Origin of the sequence: Vibrio sp. Vb2131, from assembly GCF_033338535.1 — a bacterium.
Taxonomy (GTDB): domain Bacteria; phylum Pseudomonadota; class Gammaproteobacteria; order Enterobacterales; family Vibrionaceae; genus Vibrio; species Vibrio alginolyticus.
The window spans coordinates 308,323-333,839 of sequence record NZ_JAWOSW010000002.1; the positions used below are offsets into that span (position 1 = coordinate 308,323).

Consider the following 25,517-nt stretch of genomic DNA (forward strand, 5'->3'; position numbering starts at 1 on the left):
CCACAAGGCCTACGGGCTATTTAAGACCAAAGTGTACACGTGTGAACAGTGGGGAGACTTTAGGTGTACACAACAGTGTAAATACATTAACTAAAAGCTACCAAAGGCGTGGGACAGCCAACCTAGGCAAACAGTCTATTGCTTTCTTCTTAGCCTTCATATCAACCGTACCGTATGCTGCACCGATATTAGCCGGAGCGTGACCAGTGATAGCATCACTAACAGAATCAACCACTCCTAGACCACGCAAAACTGTTCTCAAAGAGTGCCTAAACGAGTGTGATGGCTGCTTGGTTATGCCTACCGTCTTGACCTGTTTACTCCACCATTTACCAATAGCACCAGACCTTTTACCGTGTTTGTTTGGCTTGTGCTCAGGGAATAGAAACTCTCCACAGGACGCCACATAATCCAAAAAGCCTAAATCAATGAGGTGCTCATGAATCGGTACTTGTCGAACAGACTTAACGTTTTTTACGTTCTGCTCTTCACCCTCACGAACATAAATAAAGTGAATATCTTCGTCTGATCGTTGTATATCTGAACTTCTAAGTTGAACCATTTCTTCAATCCGAGAACCCGTATACCTGCATAGAAGAGGCACCCAATAACAAGCCATGCCATAAGGCTTACTAGCAGTGACATCAGTGAATATATCTAGCTTAAATAACTGATTGATCTCACTAGGAGTAAAACCTTTAGCTTCCGCTACCGCAGACTTATTCTGTACTTTAGGAAGTGTTACGCCTTTGTACGGGTTGACGTCTATCAGACCAAGCTCAACAGCATAGCCAAATACAGGAGAAGTCTTTCTGAGAATAGTCTTAACGGTTGAAGGAGAGATTGTCTCAAGCCCTTTTGTTTTAACAAGCTCAAGCTGCTCAGGTACTGATTTGTTTCTAATCTCTTTAGCTTTAGACTTAGGCAATTGTAACAGGGTATCTTTGTATTTTGAGATATGACCTCTCGTTACATCAGCAACATCTAGATCCCCTATTATCTCTATAAGACGCTCTATCTGAGACTCAACCTCTGCCAAGGATTGAGAAGCTTTGCCATTAATAGATGCAGACTCAAGGTAACGCTTCAATAGACTCGAAATGGAGTTCTGAGATGGTTTCAAAGCCCTAGACGGTATCTTATCAGGCCTAGGTACTGAAATGGGCTCACTAGCGATTGAACTGGTTACGGGCTCATACCCAAAGTCTCGCTTGTGACGAGCCAAGCAGAGAGACTCAACTCGACGGGCGTAATCGTAAAAGGCACAGACCAAACGTCTATATGAAGCGCTTGTCTCACATACAACTAAACCTTCTATCTTTAGCTGTTCCTCAATGAAGTCTTTAAAACCTTCCAAAAGCTCTTGGTATTCCTCTTCAGTAGCTTTTGACGCATCTAGACCACTAAACTCAAATGTGTCAGACAAGCCGAATACGTGGAGACGCTTATCGCCCTCAACGCCATACCATTCATATCGAAGATAGCAATCATAGTTACCATTACCATCAACCTCATCTTTGACACGCAGATACCAACGCTCGGCAATGATCGCGCAATCACGGACATTAAGCTCAATATCAGATGAATTAGATAGCTTTAAATTAGCGAACTCGATTTGCTTGAGCGCATCATCAAGATGCTGAGGAAATCGCTGCTTTGCTTCAGAAAGGTTTTTCGTTTGAAGAGATTTCTTGAAGACTGTCTTACCGATTATAGGAACCAGCTTTTTTGGGACAGCCATTCTAAAGTAGTAAACACCAGTTTGAGGATGCTTATAAGGACTTGCCATGATGTTCGACATTGTACCTACTCTTTGTACCAGTAGGCAGCTTACATTAAAACACCAAACCCCTGTATTATAAGAAGTTCTTACACTACAAGGGCTTATAGAATGTGGCGGTGAGTGAGAGATTCGAACTCTCGATACGTTGCCGTATACACACTTTCCAGGCGTGCTCCTTCAGCCACTCGGACAACTCACCGAATCAAATTTTGGTTAGCATCATTGGCTAACGAGGCGCTAATTTAATGATTATGTGCCTGATGGTCAAGGCTAAACATAAAAAAAAGCGCCCTTTTCGAATCGATTGCTCACTAAGTAACTAAATTGAGCAAAACTGGGGCATTTAGATGCTTTGAGAATAACCGGGAACACGGAACCAACGGCGGCACATGTCCAAGAAGTACCCATACAACACACCCATGCCACAAGAAATAACAGCGTTACTTGCCACTGCGGTCACAATTTGATCTGTAGACGCGCCAACTGCGAATAAGATACCCGCATAAACTGGAGATTGAAATAGTACATAAGCGACCAGATCAGAGATGTTTTTCATAAAGGAAGACGGTGACACCTTACTACCTTGATGCAGCACCCAATCACGAAAAACCCCATACGGCCAAGCAATGGCGATATTCACTGGAATCGATAGCGTACGCGATGCTAGAGATTGCTCAAATGTCATCCCTGAAATCAAAATCTCGACAATCATCCCTGTGATAAAGCAAAAAACAACCATAGCAAAGGTATCCGCTGCGGCGTGACGAATACAAAATGGTCCACGAGACTTCATTTACAAAACCCTTAAAATCAAACACTGCAATTAATAAAAATAATAAAACTATTAACCACTAAAAAGACACCAAGCCAGTTAATGACGCAATTAGAACACACAAAAACTAGCTTATGGCTCTGTATTTAAAATTAAGTTGTAAATTTATAACCAACTTTTAAAGTAAAAGTAGTTTTTTTCACCAATGACGAGTAAAAACGCCTAAAATTACGTAAAAATGGTACAAAAACACGGATTTCACTTACATAAAAAGGGGTTACGATAATTATTTTGACGTAAAGTTAGAACAAAACTCGGACTGTAAACAGTCACTCCTATAGCTTATGCTACCAAGCTGCGAAAATTCAGAGTATTACCGATATAATCACAGTAGAAGGTCTTGCTGCTTTACTCGTAAAAGTAAAACTGCAAGCCTGTTCATTGCAGGTTAGAAGAGTTTGTCACGAAGCTGGATGACGTATGAATAGTAAGAACAATTCACAGTTGCGCCATATTGATTCAGTTATGGTGAGGCCAGCAAAATCGTTAATGTATCGATATCATCTTGGTCTGGGGATTGCTGACGCTTTAAGTTACTTCTTATCCGTTCAGCGACTGAAGAAACGTCGTCACTGAGTTCAAGGGGGAGCCTCCGCAATGATCGCTGAAATAGCCTCAAGTGCTTCATTAAGATGTCCATTATCTAGAGCGACATAGAAGTTGAGTAACCACTTTTCAGCATTAAAGCTATCTGCTGCATTTCCATCAAAGTCCGATTGGTACTGATATAACTGTGTCGCATGAAGATACAGTGCATCATTTAATTCAGACTCCACTATTGGTTTCGCTATTATGTGGTCTGCTCCTACATTAATCATACGTTCTTGTGTTTCTTTGAACACATCCGCTGTACAGCCAAAAATCAGTACCGACTTAGCAGGTGAACTCATTGCTCGAATGGCTGATATGGCCCCAACGCCATCTAGAACAGGCATATGATTATCCATCAGTATCAAATCAAATGGTTTGCTCGCAACCTCATCGACTGCAAGCTGACCATTTTCGACACTTGTGCACTCAAAGCCCTTGGCTCGGAGGAAAGTTTCCATAATGATCGCATTTGTTCGGTTGTCTTCAACAATGAGTGCTTTCAACCCTTTACAGTTCAATTTATGTGTATTGATTGACTCTACTTTACCCGGCTTGCAAGGTGTAAGGGCAATTTCGACAGTAAAAGTCGTTCCAGCGTCCTCCTGACTCTCTACAACCACTTGCCCACCCATATGTTCCGCGATTTCTTTGACTATTGCTAAACCAAGCCCTGTACCACCAAACCGTCTAGTCGTTGATGACTCTGCTTGCTCAAAAGGACGAAAAATGCGTTTTTGTGCCTCTTTTGAAATACCAATCCCTGTATCTTTTACCTTTAGTATCAGCTTGGTGCCAGCCTTACTCGATTTCTCGGCTAGCTCTACCTCTACGATGCCACGATCGGTGAACTTAACAGCGTTATTGAGTAGATTGAACAGTACTTGACGCAAACGGGCTTTGTCATTGTTGTACCAACGACCCGTTGGTAAATGCGAGACTACTCTAAAGCGAAGACCTTTTTCTGCACATAGCGTTTGATAAACACTCTTGATACTGCCGATAATCGACTCAATTGGGAAAGGCTTATTTTCAAACTCAACATGCCCTTGTTCAATTTTTGAGTAATCTAAAATCTCATTGAGTAATGTCATCATGTGATCACCTGAATCATAAAGTGTTCTCAGGTGCTTACGCTGCTCATCGGTAAGTGGTGTTTTTAACAGTATCTGGGCAGTTCCTAGTACACCGTTCATTGGTGTGCGAATCTCGTGGGACAATGTGGCTAAGAATGCCGTTTTAGCGTTTGTCGAAGCCTGAGCTTTTATTCTCTCCTGCTCTAAATAGATCGTCTTTTCATTGAACTTCTCGATAAGCTGTCCGATTTCGTCATCGCTATCGTAGTCAATATCTATGATCCCACCAGTTTTCGAGTCATCAATCTTAGCGGCAATGCGAACAATTGGTTCAACAATATAGCGATTCAGTAAGTAGTAACCGACCAAGACACACAAGAGCAAAAATGGAATGATCCTCCCCTCAACGCTCATCACTTGTTCAAACACTTGATCAGCGACTTTAGCTTTTGCGTTGACAACTTCCATGCGCCAATCGAACTCTCCGAAATCAAGCTCGCTGACATAAATTTCGTCCGTCAGTTGAAAGTTGTGTTCAATAATCACGTTTGAGTCAGCATCGCGAACCACTACCCCCAAAGAATGCTGGTTCGTGTGCTCTCGAATAAACTGAAAAAGTGCATCAAGTGATAGGTCTACCGTTACAACTCCAGCGAATCGACCGTTTTGGTAGTACGGAGAAGACGCGGTAATCATCTGGACCTGAGTAAAGGTATCGATGTAAACCGTAGACCAACTAACAGAACCTACCGGAGCATCGGCGGCAGCGACATACCAGGCTTCATTATCATAACCGCCAGATTCGGGGTTATTGTAGGAGTGAATTTGGTCAATACCACTATCACTGTTTTTATTGAAGAATAGACTTTTATATCTCCATTGTTCTGCTTTTAGTTCGGGTTTAGGCCATACGCCACCACTAACAAGCATCTTGTCACTCAATTGAAGTATATGTGGAATTATTGTGTTGAGAGATTGAATATTTTCAGTCCCTTGGGCTAGCCCTACTAAGCTGCTCAATACACCTGTAGAACTGAGGAGGGGCTCTTTTATCTCAAGAGCCAGGAGTTGGGTACGTAACTCTAGGTTTTGCTCTAGCTTTTGTCTAACCGGTGGCTCAACAACCAAATAGGCGACAGAACCGATAGTGGCGATAAAGAAGCACAGGTAAAGTGTTAGGGCGAGAATGCTTTTTTTTCTAAGTGATGAGCGAATTTCCATAGATGTGTGAATCATTCCCTAATATCGATTTATCACTAATTGATTGGTAAGATGAGCGCAATCAACCAGCCCATTAACAAATGGTATTCTATTTTGAAACTACAAGACATCCTTTCTCTCCCAGAACTTGACGGTAAACTACTAAACCTAGCAAAAACTCAAGGCTTTGTAACAGCGATGGCTGCAGCGCCAAACGTATTAATGCCTCAAGAGTGGTTGCCATTCTTATGGGGTGGAGAAGAAACAGCGCCATTTACTGACGGTGAACAACTAGAGCAGTACATTGACGAGATTGTACAAATGTGGAACCAAACTCGTCCCGCTCTCCTAGAAGGCACTTGGCAGTGGCCTGCAGGGTGCGCGCTAGATGAGCAAGACATTGTAACAAGTCAGGCTCGCGATTTCTGTGAAGGTGTATTACAAGGCTGGCAACTTGCGCGTGATGACTGGGAAACGTTGATGCCTGAGGATAGCGAAGATAATGCCCTACTCGGTGGTGTTTTACTTTCTCTTACTATGCTTTACGACCCAGAAACAACCATTGAAACATTGGCCGAACAAGGTATGGAAGGCTTAGAGCAGTTTGAAGAGATCTTCAATGCAATGCCAGTGATGTTATGTGGTCTTACCCAGCGCGGTGTTGCATTAGCTGAAGAACAATAGACGCAACGCTGTCGACCATCAAGATTGAACGGCTGAATAGACAAAAAGCTCTCCAAATGGAGAGCTTTTTTGATCATGTTAAAATTACATGTGGAATATACCGCGCCATATCTTGAGTCACTAAGCTACTGTCTTCCCTAATCGAAATACCGGCAGCTCTATCATTGACCAACCAACTGCCAATTAACGTATGGTTTTGCCCAAACTTAGGTAGTGGATGGTATTGCTGGACGATATTAAATTTAGATTCATAAGGCCCTGACGTTTTAACAAAACGTTTTCCATCGATGACGATCTCGATGTTCGCGCCCTCTCGAGAAAATAGTGGCTTGATGACATAATCTCTCATAGTGTTCGCTTTTGAATTGTTAGCAAAATAAGCGGGCAAAAGGTTCGGGTGGTTAGGAAAGCGCTCCCACAATAACGGTAAAAGTGCTTTATTGGATAGAATCGACTTCCACATCGGTTCTAACCAGTTTACGTTCGCAGTCGCTAAGTACTTCGCATATTCCTCTTCAAACATAAACTCCCAAGGGTAAAGCTTAAACATCCAACGAATCGCTCTGTCGTCAGCATCCACAAACAGACCATCTTCCGTCACTCCAATATCTTCGACATGCACGAATGCCGTTGCTAACCCTGCCTCTCGCGCGCAATCCTCTAAATACTGGACAGTCCCTTTATCTTCTTCAGTGTACTTGCAGCAGCTAAAGTGAAGTGTTTGTCCTGGTTGGTATTTTGCTATTTCAGCAAAGCGCTCGATCAAAAAGTCTTGAAGAATATTGAATTGATCCGCGCTCTGGTGAACTCGACCTTTATTTACAACATCTTCTAGCCACACCCACTGCCAAAAGCCAGTTTCAAACAAGCTGGTTGGCGTATCCGCATTGTTTTCCAATAATTTTGCTGGCGAGGTCCCGTTGTACGCGAAATCCAGCCGCGAATAAAGCGAAGGTTCGCTTCGTCTCCATGAAGAAGCGACCTGCTCCCACATAGATTCAGGGATCGCACATTGCGTCAGCAACCGCTCACTCCGAACGACTTCATCCACAATAGCCAGGCACATCTGATGCAGCTCTTCAGTGGGCGCTTCTATATCGCGCTCAATTTGCTCCAGCGTGAATTGATAGTAAGCACTCTCATCCCAATACGGTTGGTCATACATGGTATGGAAACCAAAACCAAACTGGCGTGCTAATTCACGCCAGTTTTCGCGCTCTTGTATTTCTCGTCGAAACATAGTGCTTTTTAACCGCCTCGACTGACCGACACCGCTTTACCAAACCCGCCTCGAGACATCGCCCTGCCAATGGTGCCGCCACCACGTTTATTAAGGCTATTCGTCGCAACTTTGGTCGGCTGATTTCGGTAGGAGCCAAAGAATTGTCCTGCTCCATTATAGAATTTGGATTTATAACGGTACATCGGCTCTGAGTAATAGCTCTTGTTATAACCTTTCAACCCGCTTAATGAGCGACTGTAAAAAAAACCGCCAAAGTTAGGTACATAAGCTCGGGAACTGGAACTGTAGTAACAATCATCCTCGTAGAAATCATTCTCGCATTCGAACTCGCTGCGGTAGCGAGGGGCATTTTGTTCGGCACGAGCTAAAGCTTCTTGGTATGCAATGTCACACTGTTCACTAAACTCAGGCGAGTTAGATTTACACTCATCAGCATCAGAAAAAATGTACCCTTCTGTTTTTGACTCGTACGTAGCAAAGAAGAAAATACCACCAAAGGCAGCAAAGGGAAGAATTTTCCCAAGCTTTAAGCTTTTGTCCATGGAAGAACGTTTAACGTTAGAACTCCGCTTCATCGTTCCTCCTAGTAAGTCATGCAAGCGGCATTCAATACGCCGACCGAAACAGAAACTGCGGCTAATACAATACCGGCTGGCAGTTCATCTTTTTCGATACGCTCTGCCACTTTCGGAAGTAAAATAAAGCGTACAATTGCAAATGCGATAATTTGAGCAAGCATTGCAACAACGCCCCACACCATAAAATCGACGATATTGACCGAGTTTTTTGCCGCCCCCGAAATCGCGACACAGTAACCAAGGAAGGCCCCACTTAGCGCAATCGCTGCTGCTGTATTTTGTTTTTCTTTGATCAGATGCCACTCATCGTATGGCGTCAACTTGACGTAGATGAACTTAAACGCCAATACAAAAATAATAGAAACAGAGAAATAGAGTAAAAAGTTTGGGAAGCCTGCTAACAGGCCAGCAATCATGTGCATTATTGTTCCTTGTTCATTTCTTTCCAGGCAAAATCTTCAATACGTTCATCTGCAATGTAAAACAGCTTGGTACTCGCGGGTACTTCAGCATCTAAATCTGGGTTGAGTTGAATACCATCGCCAATATCAAAAGCAATCAGCGTGGCATGATGGCGTCTTTTGAGAAAAACGAAGAGATTCTCAATAGTGGTGGCAGACTGCTCCTCAGGATAAATAACTGAGTATTGAGTCATACCTCGTGTTGAAGCCAAAAGCTCCTGATGAAGCGCACTTGAGCCCGGGTCAACCGCCGCTTTTGCCAACATTTCTGCGCCAACAGCAGGTATGCATTCCGCTTTCGGGCAATGCTGACTTAGAAGTCGGCCTAGCGCTTCATCTTTAAAGTAAGCGACCAAATGAGCGGAAGGGTTTACAGATGCGCAGTACAGAGCGGCTGACAAGGTAATGTCGTCCGAGAGATTATCCACAATAATGCAAGCGGCTTCGGCAATATTGGCGTTTTTCATCTCTTGCGAATCGGTATAACTGGTCACTTTGATAAAACTGATTTCGCCAGGTAACGGGTTCTCTATTTCTGAACGGCTGCATAAAACAATCGGGCGCTTTCCCTCTTCTTCATGTTGTAACATGCGAATAAGGTGCATCGTTCTCGCTCCATTCCAGCCCAACAATACAATATGGTTTTCCACTCTTACTCTCCGTTTTCCTAAAATACCCGCTCGCCAATAGTCCATCGCTGCTCCAGCGACACGCCCCAATAATGCGGCGAATAAGCTCAAACCGCCGGGGATTACAAATAGTACGACAACCCATTTACCCAAATCTGTTACAGGAGAATGGTCGCCATAACCCACCGTACTCGCCGTAACCATGAGGTAATAGATAAAGTTAGCGAAACTGTCTGTTAATGCGGTTTCACCAGCGAGAACCAGCAGCCACCATGAAAGGCTCACATATAAGCCACTAAAGATGAGAAGGCTTCGGTTGCTCAATTTAAGAAGGTGGGAACTAAGCCACTTTTTAACTACTAACCACACCGCCATAAATTTATGACCTCGATATTCATTGATTGCATCAATAGTAACTCATTGATAGTAAGACACAAAAAAACCAGCCATATTCGGCTGGTTTTTGAGATTTACTTTCAGTTACGCCTACTTTTTAAGCATTACCTTTCACTTGCATATTTAGCTGCTCAGCAAAACCTAGCATGCGGTTAAGCGGTATAAGGGATTTAACACGAAGTTCTTCGTCAACAAAAATCTCGTGCTCTTCACCACCTTCACTAAGCGCTTTCTCAATTGCTTTCAAACCGTTCATTGCCATCCAAGGACAGTGTGCACAGCTGCGACATGTTGCGCCTGCACCTGCGGTTGGCGCTTCGATAAGTTCTTTCTCTGGCACAAGTTGCTGCATTTTAAAGAAAATGCCTTTGTCTGTCGCAACGATCATTTGTTTGTGAGGAAGCTCTTTCGCTGCTTTGATCAGCTGACTCGTTGATCCAACGGCATCGGCAAGTTCTACGACGCTTGCTGGTGACTCAGGGTGAACCAAAATAGCCGCATCTGGATACACGCTCTTCATTTTTCGTAGCGCATCAGCAGAGAACTCATCATGAACCACACACTCACCCTGCCAAAGCAGCATATCTGCGCCAGTTTTGTTAGCGATGTACGATCCTAGGTGACGGTCTGGTCCCCAAATAATTGGCTTATCTTCAGCGTCTAAGTGTTCCACGATTTCAAGCGCAATACTCGATGTAACGACCCAGTCGGCACGGGCTTTAACCGCTGCTGAGGTGTTTGCGTAAACTACAACCGTATGATCAGGGTGAGCATCACAAAACTCGCTGAACTTATCCGCAGGACAGCCAAGGTCGAGCGAACATTCCGCTTCCAACGTTGGCATTAGAATGCGCTTTTCTGGTGTCAGAATTTTTGCCGACTCGCCCATAAAGCGAACACCACCAATAATCAATGTACTTGCAGGGTGACGATTACCAAACTTCGCCATTTCCAACGAGTCACCAACAAACCCGCCAGTGTCTTCAGCTAGGGCTTGAATCTCAGGGTCGGTATAATAGTGTGCGATAAGTACCGCATCTTTTTCTTTGAGTAACTTTTTAATACGCTCAATGTAAGATGCTTTTTCTTCTTCGCTTAATGGAACTGGTTTCGGTGGGAATGGGTAAACAGTGTCGATTTTATCTAATATATGGCTCATTGCTCTTGCTCTACGCAACTTCCTTTAATCCGAGTATTGTAACCTCGTTAATTTTCAAAAACCAACTTGTCGCGGGGATTTCTAGCGGTCTAGCCGTATATCTTTGTTACAGGTAGCATTTCCGAGTAGCTAAATTCGGTGCAACATAAGGTCAGAGGCTCTGCATCATTGCTATCGACTTAGCCGTTCTGCACCAACAGAAAATGGAAAAGAAAAAGGAAGCCGAAGCTTCCTTTTCAAAACATAACGTCTTACAGCTTAGAGCTGGCAAGTTTTGCAGATGCACTACCTGGGTATTCATCAACCACTTGTTGGTAGTACTTTTTCGCTTGAGCTGCATTGTTATTACGCTCAGCGATTTCGCCTAACTTAAGCAACGCATCGGCTCGCTTATTGGAGTCTTTATAAGACACAACAGCGGCAAAACTTTTCACTGCATCCTCATCCTGCTTTTTAGCGAAGTACAACTGACCTAGCCAGTAGTGAGAATTCGCTGAATATGTAGAATCAGGATAATCTTTCTGGAACTGCTGGAACGCTGCAATTGCGCCAGTGTAGTCACGTTTCTTGAGGATGAGGTCGACTGCATTTTGGTATGCCGTTTGCTCATCAACATTTGGTGTGTACTGACCACCTGTTTTAGCCGGTTTCGCTTCTTGCGCAGGCGCGGATTTTATCTCTCCACGAACACGATCCAGCTCGACAAACAACTCTCGTTGACGTTGCAACATTTGCTTCATTTCGTAGCTATTTCGCTCTAATTGACCACGTAATTCACTGATCTCTTGTGACATTTGGTCAATTTGCTGTTGCATTTGGAGCTGAACGCGATTGCGGTTTTGTAGCAAGCGCTCTAGACGCTCTACTTCCGTTTCAGATGAACGGCTCTTAGAGACGGATGATGTGCTGTTGAGATCGGATACTGGAGCTGGTGCAGCGAACGCAAAGTTCGCTGCACTTGCCAGTAACGTAAGCGCAACAGCGCGCTTAGTGTTACTGAACATGAGGATTACCTCGAATTAGTATACTAGAACCGCGCGACGGTTCTTAGCGTAAACTTCATCTGATTGACCTAGAAGAAGTGGCTTCTCTTCACCGTAGCTAACGATTGAGATTTGGTCAGCTTGAACACCTAGTGCTTGTAGGTAGTTCGCTACTGCTTGTGCACGACGCTCACCTAGAGCGATGTTGTACTCAGGAGTACCACGCTCATCAGCGTGACCTTCGATAGTTACGTTAAGTGCTGGGTTCTTGCTTAGGTAAGAAGCGTGAGCCGCTAGCATCTCTTCGTAATCTGCTGCAATTGTTGAGTTGTCAAAAGCAAAGTAGATTGTTTGAGTTTCACGTAGCGCTTGCTCTTTTAGCTCTTGCTCTGTCAACTGACCGCTTTGATCAATTGGCGTAGCTACTGTTGTTTCCACTGCGCCATTGTTGTTTGTTGCTGCACCAGTGTTAGAAGCAGCGTCGTCGCTTGAACTACACGCTGTAACAGCCATTACAGGAAGCGCGATTAGTAGCCCTTTTAGAACCTTGTTCAGTTGCATCTTATTTTCCTTTATTAATCAAACTTATTACTACAAAAACGGTGACCATGCAGGCGCTCGAACACGCCCATTTGTTGCCGGTAATCTAGCTTTGAATCGACCATCAATTGACACCATCGATAGTACGTTTTTCTTGTTGTAAATCGAGCTATACACAACCATGCCACCGTTTGGGGCAATACTAGGAGACTCATCAAGCAAGGTCTTAGTTAAGACTTGAAGAGCACCAGTTTCCAAATCTTGTTTCGCCAAATTAAATCCTGCGTTGCTGCGGTTCACCATAACTAGGAATCGCCCATCAGGAGTAATCTGACCACCCAAATTTTGGCTGCCTTGCCAAGTCAAACGGTCAATAGAACCGCTGCCCAAATTTACTTGATAAATCTGTGGTTTACCACCCCTATCCGATGTGAAAATCAACGATTTTCCATCCGGATGCCAGAACGGTTCCGTATTATTTGATCTGCCACGCGTAATTTGCGTCAGCTTACGAGTGTTAAGGTCAAACGTATAAACATGAAGCGAGCCTGTTTTAGAAAGAACAATCGCTAACTTATTGCCATCTGGCGAAAATCTTGGCGCACCATTGTGACGTGGGTATGAAGTAATTTTCTCACGTTCACCGGTGTAGATGTTCATGATGAAGATTTCTGCTTGGCCATTTTGGAAGCTAACATACGCAAGCTTTTTACCATCTGGTGACCACGCTGGTGACATTAATGGTTGCTTAGAACGTAAAACCAGACGCTCATTGTAGCCATCGTAATCAGCGACTCGAAGTTGGTAAGGGAAACGGTCTTTATCGTTCACTACCACATATGCGATACGAGTCATGAAAGCGCCACGGTCGCCAGTTAACTGCTCATACACCAAATCAGAGATTCGGTGAGCGTACTCACGCATACGAGGCCCTTGAACAGTGGCTACTTTATTGAACAGCACATGATCTTTTGACAGAACCAATTCACCGTCACTACCAAGCGCCTTACTCTTCCCACCTGTTAACTGACCACGCACAATATCAACAAGTTGATAGTTGATAACGTAGTCACCTTGGTCGTTTTGCTTGATTGAACCAGTCAATAGCGCATCCACACCTAAATTGGTCCAAGCATCAAAATTAACTTCTGATTCACTGAACGGTGTTTGTGGCATTTTGCTCGTTGGAACTGGGCTGAATTTACCACTACGTTGTAAATCCGAGGCGATAACAGCAGAAACATCCGTTGGAAGCGCTTGTGTGCCCTCCCACTTAAACGGAACAACAGCAATTGGTCGTGCTGAATCAATACCATCGGTAATGACCAACTCTAATGCGGCATTCGCCACATTTGTCATACTGCTAAACAGTACAAACATTCCTAGTAAAAGGCGTCTAATCACGTCTTATTCCTTTTAGTCCAAAGCAACAGTTATGTTGATGTCTTTTAGTCTTTCATTGACCGCTGATTCTGAAGATTTAGGGAACGTCCCTACCTGAGCTATTGCTCGCTTCGCCGCAGCACATACTCGAGTATCGCCACTCAAAACGGTAACACCAGAGACCATCATATCAGTTCCTGTCGGAATCAATTTGATGTTTACCCTACACTCCTTTCCCAGCAAGTAGTCATCCTTAATCAGCTTTTGCTGAATATTTTGAGTATAGATGGATGACATACGAGAAAGTTCGTCGTCAATAAATTGATTGCGCGCAGCACTGTTTTTACTGACCTCATCCTCAAGACCCGCAAAAATATCATCTAACGCGGCTTCTTGAGCTTTACGCTCACGCTCGGCACGCTCAGCTGCTTCTCTCGCTTTACGCTCTCGCTCCGCTGCCTCTTTTGCCGCTTTCTCTTTTGCAATGCGCTCTTGTTCAGCTTTTTCAGCAGCTTCACGCTCACGACGTGCTTTTTCTTCCGCTTCTTTTGCTGCTTTTTCGCGAGCTAAACGTTCTTGCTCAGCTTTTGCTATAGCCGCTTCTTTTGCTAAACGCTCCTGCTCAGCTTTACGCACGGCTTCTTCTTTTGCCTTGCGCTCTTTTTCTAGCTTAGCAGCTCGCTCTTTTTCTTTGCGAACACGTTCTTCTTCCTGCTTGCGCTCTTGCTCTTTTTTCTTACGTGCAGCTTCTGCTTCTCGCGCCGCTTGAGCATCTTTCGCTTGCTGCTCTTTCAACTTGCGAATTTGCTCTTCTTCAGCTTTGCGGTTTTTTTCTAGCTGCTCTGCTTCGCGTCTCAGTTTATCAAGACGCTCTTGTTCTTTTTTCGCTGCCTTTTCGCGTTGCTGGCGAATTTCTTTCGCTTGTTGCTGCACAAGTTTTGGATCGATGACAACAGCTTGAACCATTTGCCCTGTAGGCTCTGGTTTAGACATGTTGAAGTCCGTCCCCCAAAGCAGGGCTGCAACTAGAATTGCATGCAAACCAACCGATATTGCTATCGGTTTGGCGTATTGGTTGGGTTTCTTCTTGTGATCTTTCATAGATAATTGATGTCTATTCCCTGATATCGGTCATTAGACCTACCTTAGGGATACCAGCTCGACTTAGTTCATCTAGCAATAGAACAACATCGGCATATGGTGTTGCCGCGTCGCCACCTACCGCAACTGGTGAATCCGGCTTAACCTCTCGCTCCGCTTTCACTCGCACAATAACATCTTGCAACGACAAACCTCGCTGAACTTCTTCATCATTTACGCTTAGGCCTAAATTACCCTCGCTATCAATTTCGATGATAATAAAGCTACTGTCAGTCTCGCCAGCAAGGTCTTGCATAGATTCTGCGGTCGATGTTTTCGGAAGATCAACGTCGACGCCTTGAGTCACAAATGGAGCGGTCGCCATAAAAATGATCAACAGTACGAGCATTACGTCGATATACGGAACAACGTTGATCTCCGCTGTCATTTTTCGCTTTTTAGGTTGATAACCCGCCATGCTTTATTCCTTATCCGCGCTGTCTCGGCCAGCCATCGCTTGACGATGAAGGATGCTGTGGAATTCTTCAGAAAATGTTGCGTAAGTGTGCTCTAGTTTACTCACTTTATTGCTTAGGCGGTTGTACGCCATTACTGCCGGAATAGCCGCAAATAGCCCCATCGCTGTCGCGATAAGTGCCTCGGCGATACCCGGTGCAACCATAGACAACGTAGCTTGCTTTACTTCACCCAGCGCAATAAAGGCGTGCATGATGCCCCAAACGGTACCAAATAGGCCGATATAAGGGCTTATAGAACCGACTGTTGCCAAAAACGGTAAGCTTGTTTCTAGCTCATCTACTTCACGAGAAACAGCAACGCGCATTGCGCGGCCAGTGCCTTCCATGATGTAAGCTGGTGAATTTGCGTTGCTCTTACGTAGGCGAGCAAACTCTGTAAAACCTGCGTAGAAGATTTCTTCTGTGCCTTCAATTTCGTCTTTACGCGCTTTTACTTTTTGGTAAAGCTGAGAAAGATCAGTACCCGACCAAAATTTGTCTTCAAACTGCTCTGCATTTTTTGATGCTTGAGAAAGCACTTTGCTGCGCTTGATGATCATTGCCCATGACACAATTGACATGCCAAGCAACGTCAGCATCACAAGCTTTACCAACAGACTGGCCTGAAGAAAGAGATCTAAAATGGAAATATCAGCAGTCACTATTTGTTAGCTCCGAATTTATAAAGGTTGGAATAGCTATTGGTTTCATTTTCTTATTATCGATACATGCTACCTTAACCGAGGCCTTGCACAATATCTTGCCTTGATCATTGACCAACTCTTGACAGAATTGCAGAGAAGCACGTTTTATTTCTGACACTCGGGTTACGACTGTCAGATGCTCGTCCAGCCTAGCCCCTTGGTTGAAATCGATATCCATGTGTCGGACAACAAAGCCGATATTTTGTTCCAGTAAAACATGTTGAGAAATGCCTTTAGCACGTAACATCTCTGTCCGTGCGCGCTCAAAGAATTTTAGATAATTAGAATGATATACAACACCGCCCGCATCAGTGTCTTCATAGTACACGGTGATCGGCCAGTGAAAGAGATTTGATGTGCCTTGCAAGGAAGTACCAATATATTCAATTCTTTAAAGTAATTACTATAACTGAAGCGACAGCAATTGGTACCGAGCTAAGGAAATATTTTTGAAATTTGTAGAAAAAATAAAAGCTAGGCGAGATACCTAGCTTTTATTCGATGATTTAGTAACCGACTTTATTACAGCATATTTCAGCCTAAATGAAATAAAGTGCCGTTAGATAAATTAAGATAGCTAACGAGAAATAAGGACTAAACAAAACTTGCCAGTACCAGTTTCTTGGCTTGAAGCCCACCCCATACACCATGCTTGAACATACAGACCAAATCAGTGCTGGTGCGATGATTGAGTTAAAACCACCAATTGCTTGATGGTAAGCTTCAGGGTCCCACATCACCAATCCTACGTGCATAAAGCCAAGGATGAGAGATAAGACTCGTAGCAGAGTCTTATCCATTGGTGCGTGAAGTTTCGCTACCTTATCAGCGAGGTTACTCACTGTCTTTATCCATCATTTCTGAGTGCTCTAGCCAAAGAGCGTTGATGATACCGAATGCACAAGCAAGTAGTACACCTAGAATCCATGCGAAATACCACATAGTAAATGCTCCTTAGTAAAGTGAGTTTTTGTTGTCTTCAATGTACTGGTCATCAAGGCGACCAAACATCTTGTAGTAAGTCCAAGATGTGTAGCCAAGGATGATTGGCACCATAACAAACGCAACGCCTGTCATTAGGTTCAGAGTCAGCTCAGATGACGTTGCATCCCACATTGTTAAGCTGTGGCTTGGCATTAAGTCTGAAGGCATGATGAATGGGAACATCGCAAAACCTGCAGTAAAGATAACACCAGCAACACCCAAGCTTGAAGTAATGAACGAAATCGCACATTTTTCAAGACGAGATGCCAATACAGCGAGAAGCGGCATTGCAACACCTAGTACAGGAGCAGCCCATAGTAATGGGTAGTTTTCAAAATTCTTCATCCACGCACCAGCTTCACGGATAACCTCTTTGTTTAGAGGGTTAGAAGCTGCGTTAGTGTCGATACCGCCAACAATGACGTAGCCATCGATATTTTGGATCCAGAAACCAGCCGCTACAAACGCAGCAACCGTCAGTAAACCAGCCAACTGAGCAACGTTGCGCGCACGCACATGCACTTCGCCTGTTGTTTTCATTTGTAGCCAAGTAGAACCTTGCATCAAAATCATGAACAAGCTTACTAGACCACACAACAGTGCAAATGGGTTTAGTAGACCAAAGAATGAGCCATGGTATGTTGGCATCAAGAACTCACTCAATTGGAATGGTACACCTTGTAGAAGGTTGCCAAACGCTACACCAAAGATGATTGGCGGAACAAAACCACTGATTGAGATACAGATATCCCAGCTATTGCGCCATTTTGGATCTTCGATTTTAGAGCGGTAGTCTAGGCCAAGAGGACGAAGCCATAGCGCTGCTAGTGTCAAAATCATCGCTAAGTAGAAGCCTGAAAATGACGTTGCGTAAACCAAAGGCCAAGCTGCGAACAGTGCACCACCAGCAGTGATAAGCCAAACTTGGTTACCATCCCAGTGAGGAGCAATTGAGTTAATCATGACACGACGTTGCGTGTCGTTTTTACCGATGATAGGTACAAGCGCGCCTACACCCATATCGAAGCCGTCTGTTACTGCAAAACCAACTAGTAGAACACCGATTAGTACCCACCAGATGAGTCGCAAGATTTCGTAATCAAACATCTTGTTATCTCCTTACCTTACGCTTCTACTTGGCGACTAACTTTGTCTTCAACAGAGTCAGCATTTTGCTCGAAGTGGTAGCGACCCGTTTTCAGGCTACTTGGGCCTTTACGAGCGAATTTCAACATTAGGTAAACTTCTGCAATCAGGAATACCGTGTATAGCGCCAGAATTGCGAAGAGTGAAGTCCAGATTTCACCTGCAGTTAGCGCAGAAGCTGCAACATGCACTGGTAGAATTTCACCTACAGCCCAAGGCTGACGGCCGTACTCAGCGACGAACCAACCCGCTTCAATTGCAATCCAAGGTAGTGGAATGCTAAATAGTGCAGCTTTTAGAATCCATTGTTTCTGTTCAATCTTCTGACGACACGTTTGGATAAACGCCGCACCAAAGACAAACAACATGATGAAGCCACAAGCAACCATGATACGGAATGACCAGAATAGCGGCCATACTGTTGGGATTGAGTCGTCCGCAGCAGCTTGGATTTGCTCTTCTGTTGCATCAACAACATTGTCTGTGTAGCGTTTTAGAAGTAGACCGTAACCTAGGTCACCTTTCACTTCATCAAACGCAGTCATGTTTTCTTCTGACTTGTCGCCCGCACGAAGCTTCTCTAGAAGTTCATAAGCGTACATGCCGTCACGAATACGATCGACGTGTTCATCACGTAAATCACGAAGACCTGTTACTTGCTCATCAAAAGAGCGTGTCGCGATAATACCCATTACGTAAGGGATCTTAATTGCGTAATCGGTATGCATCGTTTCCTGGTTAGGAACACCAAATAACGTAAATGCGGCAGGTGCAGGTTCAGTGTGCCACTCTGCTTCAATTGCAGCGAGTTTCACTTTTTGAACTTCACCAAGCTCGTAGCCAGATTCGTCACCAAGAACGATGGTAGATAAGATAGCTGCAATACCGAAAGAAGCAGCAATAGCAAACGAACGACGAGCAAACGCAATGTCACGACCTTTTAATAGGTAGTATGAACTGATGCCTAGAATAAACATTGCGCCACAAGTGTAACCAGAAGCAACCGTATGCACGAACTTAACCTGAGCAACTGGGTTTAGTACAACCTCAGAGAAGCTCACCATTTCCATTCGCATGGTTTCGAAGTTGAAATCTGCGCCTACTGGGTTTTGCATCCAGCCGTTTGCGATAAGAATCCAAAGAGCGGAGAAGTTAGAGCCTAGTGCCACAAGCCAGGTAACCGCTAAGTGTTGGCGTTTAGATAGACGATCCCACCCGAAGAAGAATAGACCAACAAAAGTTGACTCCAGGAAGAATGCGACAAGTGCTTCGATCGCTAGCGGTGCACCGAAGATATCACCTACATAGTGGGAGTAGTAAGACCAGTTCGTACCAAACTGGAACTCCATGGTAAGGCCTGTCGCCACACCAAGTGCAAAGTTAATACCGAATAGCTTACCCCAGAACTTGGTCATGTCCTTATAGATTTGCTTGTTCGTCATTACGTACATCGATTCCATAATGGCCAGAAGGAAGGCCATACCAAGGGTCAATGGTACGAATAGGAAGTGATACATCGCTGTCAGTGCAAACTGCAACCGCGATAGATCAACTACGTCAATCATGGTAACTCCTATGTGTCGGCTGAATGACACTCTCTACATATTGCAATCCATATTCAGGTGTTATTTACACTTGAAAAATGTTGAATTATCACAACTCATTGTTGCAAAAATGTGCTTCATTGGTTAGTTAATTGTTAAGCATCAGCTAATATAGCTGGGGCTAATATTACTTGTAAAAACAGATTGTTTCAAAAGGTTTATAGCCGTAACGCGCTTTGATATACATCAATGTTTATGCGCGGAATTTGCACAAAAATCCATCACATTGATCTAGATCAACCAGTATTGGATACGGATGTTAAGAGAGAGTAATCAGGAGAGAAATTAACCAGTTGCAAGCAAACATCGAGTTAACAATCAATGCTTTTTACTTACTAAACCAGTATGAGAAAAAATTCAAAAAATGTGAGTTTGGTCAACTTTAATGAAGCGCTGGGCAACAAAGGCCCAGCGAGGGAATCTTATTTTTCAATTCCGAAATGCAAATACGCACGATCTGTCGCGATTCTTCCACGCGGAGTGCGTTGTAAATAACCTTGCTGAATAAGATAAGGTTCAAGAACGTCTTCAATAGTGTCCTTTTCTTCACCTATCGCCGCTGCCATGTTGTCGAGCCCGACCGGACCACCACCAAATTTTTCCATAATCGCGAGTAGTAGCTTACGGTCCATGTAATCGAAGCCTTCGGCGTCCACATCAAGCATATTCAACGCCTTATCGGCAACATCGGCACAAATGTGACCATTGCCTTTTACTTCCGCATAATCACGAACACGGCGTAGCAAACGGTTAGCAATACGTGGTGTGCCACGCGCACGTCTTGCCACTTCCAATGCACCTTCAGGTTCCATTGATAAACCTAAACAATCCGCGCTTCGCTGCACGATATCTTGGAGGTCTTTTATCTTATAAAACTCAAGGCGCTGAGTAATACCAAAGCGGTCGCGCAATGGTGACGTTAAAGAGCCCGCTCGGGTCGTCGCACCAATTAACGTAAATGGTGGTAAATCGATCTTAATAGAACGAGCGGCCGGACCTTCACCGATCATAATATCCAGTTGATAATCTTCCATCGCCGGATACAGCACCTCTTCAACCATCGGGCTCAAGCGGTGAATCTCATCGATGAACAACACATCGTTTTCTTCGAGGTTGGTTAACAGCGCGGCCAAATCGCCTGCTTTCTCAAGTACAGGGCCTGAAGTAGTGCGAATGTTCACTTCCATTTCATTGGCAACGATGTTCGCAAGTGTGGTTTTACCCAAACCTGGGGGACCAAAAATCAAAAGGTGATCAAGTGCTTCGCTACGTAACTGAGCAGCTTTAATGAAGATCTCCATTTGGTCACGGACATGGTCCTGACCTTGGTAATCCGCTAATTTTTTTGGCCGAATAGCACGATCAATGACATCTTCATCACGAAAGGCAGGGTTTTCTGGCGCGATTAAACGATCGGCTTCAATCATCTTTTTACCTTGAAAAATGGTTACCTGAGAGAATAATGCCGCTCGTTTAACAGCAAGTGGCATATTTCTATATCTCGTCATCCTGTACAGCGACGAAGGAGCGTGATACAGGATCTTCTATCCGAGCGATTTATGGTCAAATTGTTTCATTAACCGCTCAGCGTGCTGCTATTAGATTCCCACTCTCGCCAGGCTCGCTGGAATGACACAAAAACATCGTTAAGCGATTGGCATTAACCTTAGAGAATGAGTTATCTTGAACAAATGTTCACTGTGCAACCAGCGTTACACCATTGATTTTAGAGCTTCACGGATCATTTGCTCACTGCTCATGTCCGGTTTAGCGATCTGAGATACCACTTTCGACGCTTGAGTCGGCTTGTAACCTAGAGCTAGAAGCGCACTGATTGCTTCTTCTTCCGCGTTGTTGGATGTCGCACCAGAATCCGCAGGAGCAGCATCCGTAAATGGTGTAAATAGATCGCCAGCGCCCCACCCTTTCAAGCGGTCTTTCATTTCAACAACCAATCTCTCTGCGGTTTTCTTGCCAACGCCTGGAAGCTTAACCAGTGTAGAAACGTCTTCATGTTCCACACAAGTAACAAATTGCGTTGCTGTCATACCAGAGAGAATACCAAGACCGAGTTTAGGACCAACGCCATTGGCTTTGATCACTTCACGGAAAAGTGCTCGTTCTTTTACCGTGTTGAAACCGTATAGCAATTGCGCATCTTCACGGACAACAAAGTGAGTATAAATAATGGCTTCTTCGCCAACATTTGGCAGTTCGTAAAAACAGCTCATTGGCATCTGGACTTCATAGCCAATGCCATTAACTTCAATTAATACTTCAGGTGGTTGCTTTTCAATCAGTATGCCACGAAGACGTCCAATCACTATAAATACTCTTTGGAAATGAATTTGCGACAGGATAATAAAGAACTGGATAGACATCCAGTTAATTTTATCGATATCGCCCTTTTCTGGCACTGGTTGCTTTGCCCGCTAAGGCAACGAGAGTCTTGTTAGTATTGGCATGACAAATCGCCACACCTAAAGCATCGGCCGCATCCGCTTGAGGCTTGGCGGGCAATTTAAGCATCTGCTGAACCATATGCTGAACTTGCGCTTTGTCCGCGCCACCAGTGCCGACGACAGCTTGCTTAATAAGACGAGCCGCGTATTCAAATACCGGCAACTCCGCATTCACCGCAGCAACAATTGCACTGCCACGAGCTTGGCCAAGTTTTAGCGCTGAATCCGCGTTTTTGGCCATAAACACTTGCTCGATCGCGAAAACATCCGGTTGAAACTGGGTAATGATTTCCGTGACGCCTGCATAAATCTGTTTAAGTCGACCCGGAAGTTCTTTTTCTGAAGTACGAATGCAGCCACTACCAAGGTATTGCAAGTGGCGTCCATTTTGACGAATGACCCCATAGCCGGTAATGCGCGAACCTGGGTCAATGCCCAAAATAATTGACATGAATGTTCCTAAAAATGAGGCCTAATTCGGCCTCAGTCTTTTTATTATTACTTGCTAACTTCGGAGCAAATACCGCTCCCGACACCTTGAGTTTAATCTAGCGTAGCCGCAACGTCGTCAGAGATATCACCATTGTGATAAACCTCTTGAACGTCGTCCAGATCTTCCAAAGCGTCAATCAAACGAAGTAGTTTTGGCGCAGTATCCGCGTCCAAATCTGCTTTCGTAGATGGGATCAGCGACACCTCCGCGTTCTCTGCCTCAAAACCTGCGGCATCAAGGGCATCTTTTACGAATCCAAAGTCACCTGGGGCCGTGTAGACATCAATCGAGCCATCTTCTGCCGTTTCAATGTCATCAGCACCACTTTCTAATGCTACTTCCATTACCGCATCCTCATCTAAACCTGGGCCATATGAAATCACGCCTTTCTTGTCGAAAAGATAGTTGACGCTACCATCCGTCCCCAGATTACCGCCTGACTTTGAGAATGCATGGCGTACGCCAGATACCGTACGATTTCGGTTATCCGTCATACATTCGACCATGACCGCCGTACCACCTGGACCATAACCTTCATAGATCACGGTTTCCATGTTGTCGTCGCCTTCACCACCAGCACCTCGGCTGACCGCGCGGTTGACAGTGTCACGTGTCATGTTGTTAGACAGTGCTTTATCAATTGCTGCTCGCAAACGTGGGTTATTTTCTGGCTCACCGCCCCCCTCTTTTGCCGCAACAACGATTTCACGGATTAATTTAGTAAAGATTTTGCCGCGCTTCGCATCTTGCGCTGCTTTACGGTGACGAATATTCGCCCATTTACTATGACCAGCCATAATTCACCTTTTAATGTATTTTGACGCTTAATAACAAAACATGTTCTAAAAGCGTTGCTTGGGAAATTGCTTTGGAAGTTTCTTGGGTTTATTTAAACAAAAACTCCCGCAGTTGCGGGAGTTTTCTTCAAATGTTGTGCGCTTATTCTGCGTCTTTTTCTTTCGCTGCAGTTACTGCGATTGCTAGCTCTTCTAGCGCTGCTGGATTCGCAATACTTGGTGCGTCTGTTAGTAGACACGCCGCTGCTGTTGTTTTAGGGAACGCGATAACATCACGGATGTTCTCTGTGCCACATAGCAGCATTACTAGACGGTCTAGACCAAATGCAAGACCAGCATGTGGAGGCGTACCGAATTTCAGCGCATCAAGCAGGAAGCCGAACTTAAGCTGTTGCTCTTCAGGTGTGATGCCTAGAATATCAAATACGGCTTCTTGCATATCTGCGTTGTGGATACGAACAGAGCCGCCGCCCACTTCGTAGCCATTTAGAACCATATCGTAAGCGTTAGAATTTGCCGCAGCAGGGTTTGCTTTTAGCTCTTCTGCAGTCACACCTAGAGGCGATGTGAATGGGTGGTGCATCGCGTGTAGGTTGCCTTCGTCATCTTCTTCGAACATTGGGAAGTCAACAACCCATAGTGGAGCCCATGCAGACTCATCCGTTAACTCTAGGTCTTTACCTAGTTTCAGACGTAGCGCACCCATTGCTTCTGCAACGATACCCGCTTTATCAGCGCCAAATAGGATAATGTCACCAGATTCCGCTTGAGTACGATCTAGAATGCCGTTGATCACGTCTTCATTTAGGAATTTAGCGACTGGAGATTGGATACCTTCCATGCCCGCTGCACGGTCATTAACCTTCATCCAAGCTAGACCTTTCGCACCGTAGATGCCAACGAATTCACCGTAGCCATCAATTTGCTTACGAGTCAAAGATGCACCACCTGGAACGCGAATAACGGCAACACGGCCTTTTTCGTCGTTTGCTGGGCCAGAGAATACTTTGAACTCAACATCTTTCACTAGGTCAGCAACGTCTACTAGTTCCAGTGGGTTACGTAGGTCTGGCTTGTCCGAACCGAAACGACGAATCGCTTCGCTGAACGGCATTACTGGGAATTCACCTAGGTCAACGTTTAGTAGCTCTTGCCACATTTCACGAACCATTTTCTCAGTCGTTGCACGAACTTGGTCAGCCGTCATGAATGACGTTTCGATATCGATCTGAGTGAATTCTGGTTGACGGTCAGCACGCAAGTCTTCATCACGGAAACACTTAACGATTTGGTAGTAACGGTCAAAACCAGACATCATTAGAAGCTGTTTGAATAGCTGTGGAGACTGAGGAAGCGCGTAGAAGCTGCCTTTGTGAACACGGCTAGGTACTAGGTAGTCACGAGCGCCTTCTGGTGTCGCTTTTGTTAGTACTGGCGTTTCGATGTCTAGGAAGCCGTTGTCATCTAGGAAACGACGAACAAAGCTAGACGCTTTAGCACGTAGCTTGATGCGGTCGCTCATTTCAGGACGACGTAGATCTAGGTAACGGTACTTCAGGCGTTGCTCTTCAGAGTTCTTTTGGTTGAAGTCTAGAGGCAGAACATCAGAACGGTTGATGATTTCAAGACCTTTCGCAAGGATCTCGACTTCACCTGTTGCCATGTCTTTGTTTGCTTGGCTCTCTGGGCGAACGCGCACTTCACCCGTTAGTTTGATACAGAATTCATTACGAAGTGTGTTCGCCACTTCATACGCATCCGCCATATCTGGATCAACAACTACCTGAACGATACCTTCGCGATCTCGCATATCAATAAAAATAAGACCGCCTAAATCACGACGACGGTTAACCCAGCCGCAAAGTTCTACAGTTTGTCCTGCAAGGGACTTGTTCAGGTGACCACAGTAATGGGTACGCATAATGAAATTCCCAATCTCTCAAATGTTGTTAACTACGCTCTGTCAGCCTCATTGCTAAGCAGAGTAAAGATTCAGTTATACGCTGAATGTCCACGAAAATCGACTACTCAACATACAATTACGTGTGTTTTATCATTCACTGGTGCTTTTTAGTACAACAAATGTTCAAAAGCGCACCAAAGCGAAAAAATTGGGGAGGATTATAGCGTGAAATTACCTATTTCAGCAAAACTCTCGTAAAGTATTCACACGAGTAGCAAGCAGTAAAGAATA

General features: G+C 44.6%; 24 protein-coding genes, 1 tRNA gene and 1 pseudogene. 1 reads left to right on the forward strand and 25 read right to left on the reverse strand.

Translation table 11 applies throughout. The features are described from left to right. Nucleotides 1–97: 97 nt before the first annotated feature. The 4 genes and pseudogenes from R7E38_RS03520 to R7E38_RS03535 form a co-directional block, all read right to left on the reverse strand. The gene (locus R7E38_RS03520; protein WP_193291840.1) at nucleotides 98–1,801 is read right to left on the reverse strand and encodes a site-specific integrase; all 1,704 of its coding nucleotides are present in this window, start codon (nucleotides 1,799–1,801) and stop codon (nucleotides 98–100) included. 93 nt (nucleotides 1,802–1,894) lie between these two features. Further along, a tRNA-Ser gene (locus tag R7E38_RS03525) sits at nucleotides 1,895–1,982 on the reverse strand. A gap of 144 nt (nucleotides 1,983–2,126) precedes the next feature. Then, nucleotides 2,127–2,576, reverse strand: coding sequence for an L-alanine exporter AlaE (locus tag R7E38_RS03530; RefSeq protein WP_054575116.1), 450 nt, complete (start codon nucleotides 2,574–2,576; stop codon nucleotides 2,127–2,129). Between the two features lie 502 nt (nucleotides 2,577–3,078). Next, nucleotides 3,079–5,500, reverse strand: a pseudogene (locus tag R7E38_RS03535) (ATP-binding protein). Nucleotides 5,501–5,551: 51 nt separating this feature from the next. Between R7E38_RS03535 and R7E38_RS03540 the strand changes: the two are divergent. Beyond that, complete coding sequence (locus R7E38_RS03540) at nucleotides 5,552–6,163, forward strand: YecA family protein (RefSeq protein ID WP_005378278.1); 612 nt, start codon at nucleotides 5,552–5,554, stop codon at nucleotides 6,161–6,163. Between the two features lie 73 nt (nucleotides 6,164–6,236). Here R7E38_RS03540 and R7E38_RS03545 read toward each other — a convergent pair whose 3' ends face one another. The 21 genes from R7E38_RS03545 to aspS form a co-directional block, all read right to left on the reverse strand. Continuing rightward, a complete protein-coding gene (locus R7E38_RS03545; RefSeq protein WP_054575114.1) occupies nucleotides 6,237–7,403 on the reverse strand; it encodes a glutathionylspermidine synthase family protein in 1,167 nt (388 codons plus the stop codon). An 8-nt stretch (nucleotides 7,404–7,411) separates the two neighbouring features. Continuing rightward, entirely contained in the window at nucleotides 7,412–7,981 is a 570-nt protein-coding gene (locus R7E38_RS03550; protein ID WP_025766906.1) for a DUF1190 domain-containing protein, read from the reverse strand. Nucleotides 7,982–7,989: 8 nt separating this feature from the next. Next, complete coding sequence (locus R7E38_RS03555; RefSeq protein WP_318081680.1) at nucleotides 7,990–8,406, reverse strand: DUF350 domain-containing protein; 417 nt, start codon at nucleotides 8,404–8,406, stop codon at nucleotides 7,990–7,992. Continuing rightward, the gene (locus R7E38_RS03560) at nucleotides 8,406–9,449 is read right to left on the reverse strand and encodes a potassium channel protein (protein WP_226082851.1); all 1,044 of its coding nucleotides are present in this window, start codon (nucleotides 9,447–9,449) and stop codon (nucleotides 8,406–8,408) included. Before R7E38_RS03560 ends, R7E38_RS03555 begins: the two co-directional genes overlap by 1 nt. A 118-nt stretch (nucleotides 9,450–9,567) precedes the next feature. Further along, nucleotides 9,568–10,629: a quinolinate synthase NadA gene (gene nadA, locus R7E38_RS03565; RefSeq protein WP_158173767.1), complete on the reverse strand. Its 1,062-nt coding sequence runs from the start codon at nucleotides 10,627–10,629 to the stop codon at nucleotides 9,568–9,570. Between the two features lie 251 nt (nucleotides 10,630–10,880). Continuing rightward, a complete protein-coding gene (gene ybgF / locus R7E38_RS03570; RefSeq protein ID WP_005387926.1) occupies nucleotides 10,881–11,633 on the reverse strand; it encodes a tol-pal system protein YbgF in 753 nt (250 codons plus the stop codon). 15 nt (nucleotides 11,634–11,648) lie between these two features. After that, the gene (gene pal, locus R7E38_RS03575; RefSeq protein ID WP_005378293.1) at nucleotides 11,649–12,173 is read right to left on the reverse strand and encodes a peptidoglycan-associated lipoprotein Pal; all 525 of its coding nucleotides are present in this window, start codon (nucleotides 12,171–12,173) and stop codon (nucleotides 11,649–11,651) included. Between the two features lie 30 nt (nucleotides 12,174–12,203). Beyond that, nucleotides 12,204–13,556 (reverse strand): Tol-Pal system beta propeller repeat protein TolB, encoded by a 1,353-nt coding sequence (gene tolB / locus R7E38_RS03580; protein ID WP_005387925.1) that lies wholly within the window; start codon nucleotides 13,554–13,556, stop codon nucleotides 12,204–12,206. Nucleotides 13,557–13,568: 12 nt separating this feature from the next. Beyond that, the gene (tolA, locus tag R7E38_RS03585; protein WP_017820045.1) at nucleotides 13,569–14,636 is read right to left on the reverse strand and encodes a cell envelope integrity protein TolA; all 1,068 of its coding nucleotides are present in this window, start codon (nucleotides 14,634–14,636) and stop codon (nucleotides 13,569–13,571) included. Between the two features lie 13 nt (nucleotides 14,637–14,649). Then, the gene (locus R7E38_RS03590; protein ID WP_005378298.1) at nucleotides 14,650–15,093 is read right to left on the reverse strand and encodes an ExbD/TolR family protein; all 444 of its coding nucleotides are present in this window, start codon (nucleotides 15,091–15,093) and stop codon (nucleotides 14,650–14,652) included. A 3-nt stretch (nucleotides 15,094–15,096) separates the two neighbouring features. Then, complete coding sequence (tolQ, locus tag R7E38_RS03595) at nucleotides 15,097–15,795, reverse strand: protein TolQ (RefSeq protein WP_005378301.1); 699 nt, start codon at nucleotides 15,793–15,795, stop codon at nucleotides 15,097–15,099. Further along, complete coding sequence (ybgC, locus tag R7E38_RS03600) at nucleotides 15,785–16,204, reverse strand: tol-pal system-associated acyl-CoA thioesterase (RefSeq protein WP_017820044.1); 420 nt, start codon at nucleotides 16,202–16,204, stop codon at nucleotides 15,785–15,787. The genes tolQ and ybgC overlap by 11 nt, the downstream gene beginning before the upstream one ends. A 172-nt stretch (nucleotides 16,205–16,376) precedes the next feature. After that, nucleotides 16,377–16,679 (reverse strand): cyd operon protein YbgE, encoded by a 303-nt coding sequence (gene ybgE, locus R7E38_RS03605; RefSeq protein ID WP_005378304.1) that lies wholly within the window; start codon nucleotides 16,677–16,679, stop codon nucleotides 16,377–16,379. Further along, entirely contained in the window at nucleotides 16,672–16,779 is a 108-nt protein-coding gene (gene cydX, locus R7E38_RS03610) for a cytochrome bd-I oxidase subunit CydX (protein WP_000270284.1), read from the reverse strand. The genes ybgE and cydX overlap by 8 nt, the downstream gene beginning before the upstream one ends. A 12-nt stretch (nucleotides 16,780–16,791) precedes the next feature. Next, on the reverse strand, nucleotides 16,792–17,928 hold the full coding sequence (gene cydB / locus R7E38_RS03615) for a cytochrome d ubiquinol oxidase subunit II (RefSeq protein WP_005387923.1): 1,137 nt from the start codon (nucleotides 17,926–17,928) through the stop codon (nucleotides 16,792–16,794). Nucleotides 17,929–17,945: 17 nt separating this feature from the next. Then, nucleotides 17,946–19,532 (reverse strand): cytochrome ubiquinol oxidase subunit I, encoded by a 1,587-nt coding sequence (gene cydA, locus R7E38_RS03620; RefSeq protein WP_005378311.1) that lies wholly within the window; start codon nucleotides 19,530–19,532, stop codon nucleotides 17,946–17,948. Nucleotides 19,533–19,993: 461 nt separating this feature from the next. Beyond that, nucleotides 19,994–20,998 (reverse strand): Holliday junction branch migration DNA helicase RuvB, encoded by a 1,005-nt coding sequence (gene ruvB, locus R7E38_RS03625; protein ID WP_005378312.1) that lies wholly within the window; start codon nucleotides 20,996–20,998, stop codon nucleotides 19,994–19,996. A 285-nt stretch (nucleotides 20,999–21,283) separates the two neighbouring features. Further along, on the reverse strand, nucleotides 21,284–21,895 hold the full coding sequence (ruvA, locus tag R7E38_RS03630) for a Holliday junction branch migration protein RuvA (protein ID WP_005378313.1): 612 nt from the start codon (nucleotides 21,893–21,895) through the stop codon (nucleotides 21,284–21,286). Nucleotides 21,896–21,962: 67 nt separating this feature from the next. Next, on the reverse strand, nucleotides 21,963–22,484 hold the full coding sequence (ruvC, locus tag R7E38_RS03635; RefSeq protein WP_005387909.1) for a crossover junction endodeoxyribonuclease RuvC: 522 nt from the start codon (nucleotides 22,482–22,484) through the stop codon (nucleotides 21,963–21,965). Between the two features lie 92 nt (nucleotides 22,485–22,576). After that, entirely contained in the window at nucleotides 22,577–23,323 is a 747-nt protein-coding gene (locus R7E38_RS03640; RefSeq protein ID WP_226082849.1) for a YebC/PmpR family DNA-binding transcriptional regulator, read from the reverse strand. A 142-nt stretch (nucleotides 23,324–23,465) separates the two neighbouring features. After that, a complete protein-coding gene (aspS, locus tag R7E38_RS03645) occupies nucleotides 23,466–25,244 on the reverse strand; it encodes an aspartate--tRNA ligase (protein WP_005378401.1) in 1,779 nt (592 codons plus the stop codon). Between the last annotated feature and the right edge of the window lie 273 nt (nucleotides 25,245–25,517).

Bases quoted from the DNA above. Each gene is read 5' to 3' on its own strand.
- R7E38_RS03520 (WP_193291840.1), bottom strand. From the start codon at position 1,801: ATGTCGAACATCATGGCAAGTCCTTATAAGCATCCTCAAACTGGTGTT.
- R7E38_RS03530 (WP_054575116.1), bottom strand. From the start codon at position 2,576: ATGAAGTCTCGTGGACCATTTTGTATTCGTCACGCCGCAGCGGATACC.
- R7E38_RS03540 (WP_005378278.1), top strand. From the start codon at position 5,552: ATGAGCGCAATCAACCAGCCCATTAACAAATGGTATTCTATTTTGAAA.
- R7E38_RS03545 (WP_054575114.1), bottom strand. From the start codon at position 7,403: ATGTTTCGACGAGAAATACAAGAGCGCGAAAACTGGCGTGAATTAGCA.
- R7E38_RS03550 (WP_025766906.1), bottom strand. From the start codon at position 7,981: ATGAAGCGGAGTTCTAACGTTAAACGTTCTTCCATGGACAAAAGCTTA.
- R7E38_RS03555 (WP_318081680.1), bottom strand. From the start codon at position 8,406: ATGCACATGATTGCTGGCCTGTTAGCAGGCTTCCCAAACTTTTTACTC.
- R7E38_RS03560 (WP_226082851.1), bottom strand. From the start codon at position 9,449: ATGGCGGTGTGGTTAGTAGTTAAAAAGTGGCTTAGTTCCCACCTTCTT.
- nadA (WP_158173767.1), bottom strand. From the start codon at position 10,629: ATGAGCCATATATTAGATAAAATCGACACTGTTTACCCATTCCCACCG.
- ybgF (WP_005387926.1), bottom strand. From the start codon at position 11,633: ATGTTCAGTAACACTAAGCGCGCTGTTGCGCTTACGTTACTGGCAAGT.
- pal (WP_005378293.1), bottom strand. From the start codon at position 12,173: ATGCAACTGAACAAGGTTCTAAAAGGGCTACTAATCGCGCTTCCTGTA.
- tolA (WP_017820045.1), bottom strand. From the start codon at position 14,636: ATGAAAGATCACAAGAAGAAACCCAACCAATACGCCAAACCGATAGCA.
- R7E38_RS03590 (WP_005378298.1), bottom strand. From the start codon at position 15,093: ATGGCGGGTTATCAACCTAAAAAGCGAAAAATGACAGCGGAGATCAAC.
- cydX (WP_000270284.1), bottom strand. From the start codon at position 16,779: ATGTGGTATTTCGCATGGATTCTAGGTGTACTACTTGCTTGTGCATTC.
- cydB (WP_005387923.1), bottom strand. From the start codon at position 17,928: ATGTTTGATTACGAAATCTTGCGACTCATCTGGTGGGTACTAATCGGT.
- cydA (WP_005378311.1), bottom strand. From the start codon at position 19,532: ATGATTGACGTAGTTGATCTATCGCGGTTGCAGTTTGCACTGACAGCG.
- ruvB (WP_005378312.1), bottom strand. From the start codon at position 20,998: ATGATTGAAGCCGATCGTTTAATCGCGCCAGAAAACCCTGCCTTTCGT.
- ruvC (WP_005387909.1), bottom strand. From the start codon at position 22,484: ATGTCAATTATTTTGGGCATTGACCCAGGTTCGCGCATTACCGGCTAT.
- R7E38_RS03640 (WP_226082849.1), bottom strand. From the start codon at position 23,323: ATGGCTGGTCATAGTAAATGGGCGAATATTCGTCACCGTAAAGCAGCG.
- aspS (WP_005378401.1), bottom strand. From the start codon at position 25,244: ATGCGTACCCATTACTGTGGTCACCTGAACAAGTCCCTTGCAGGACAA.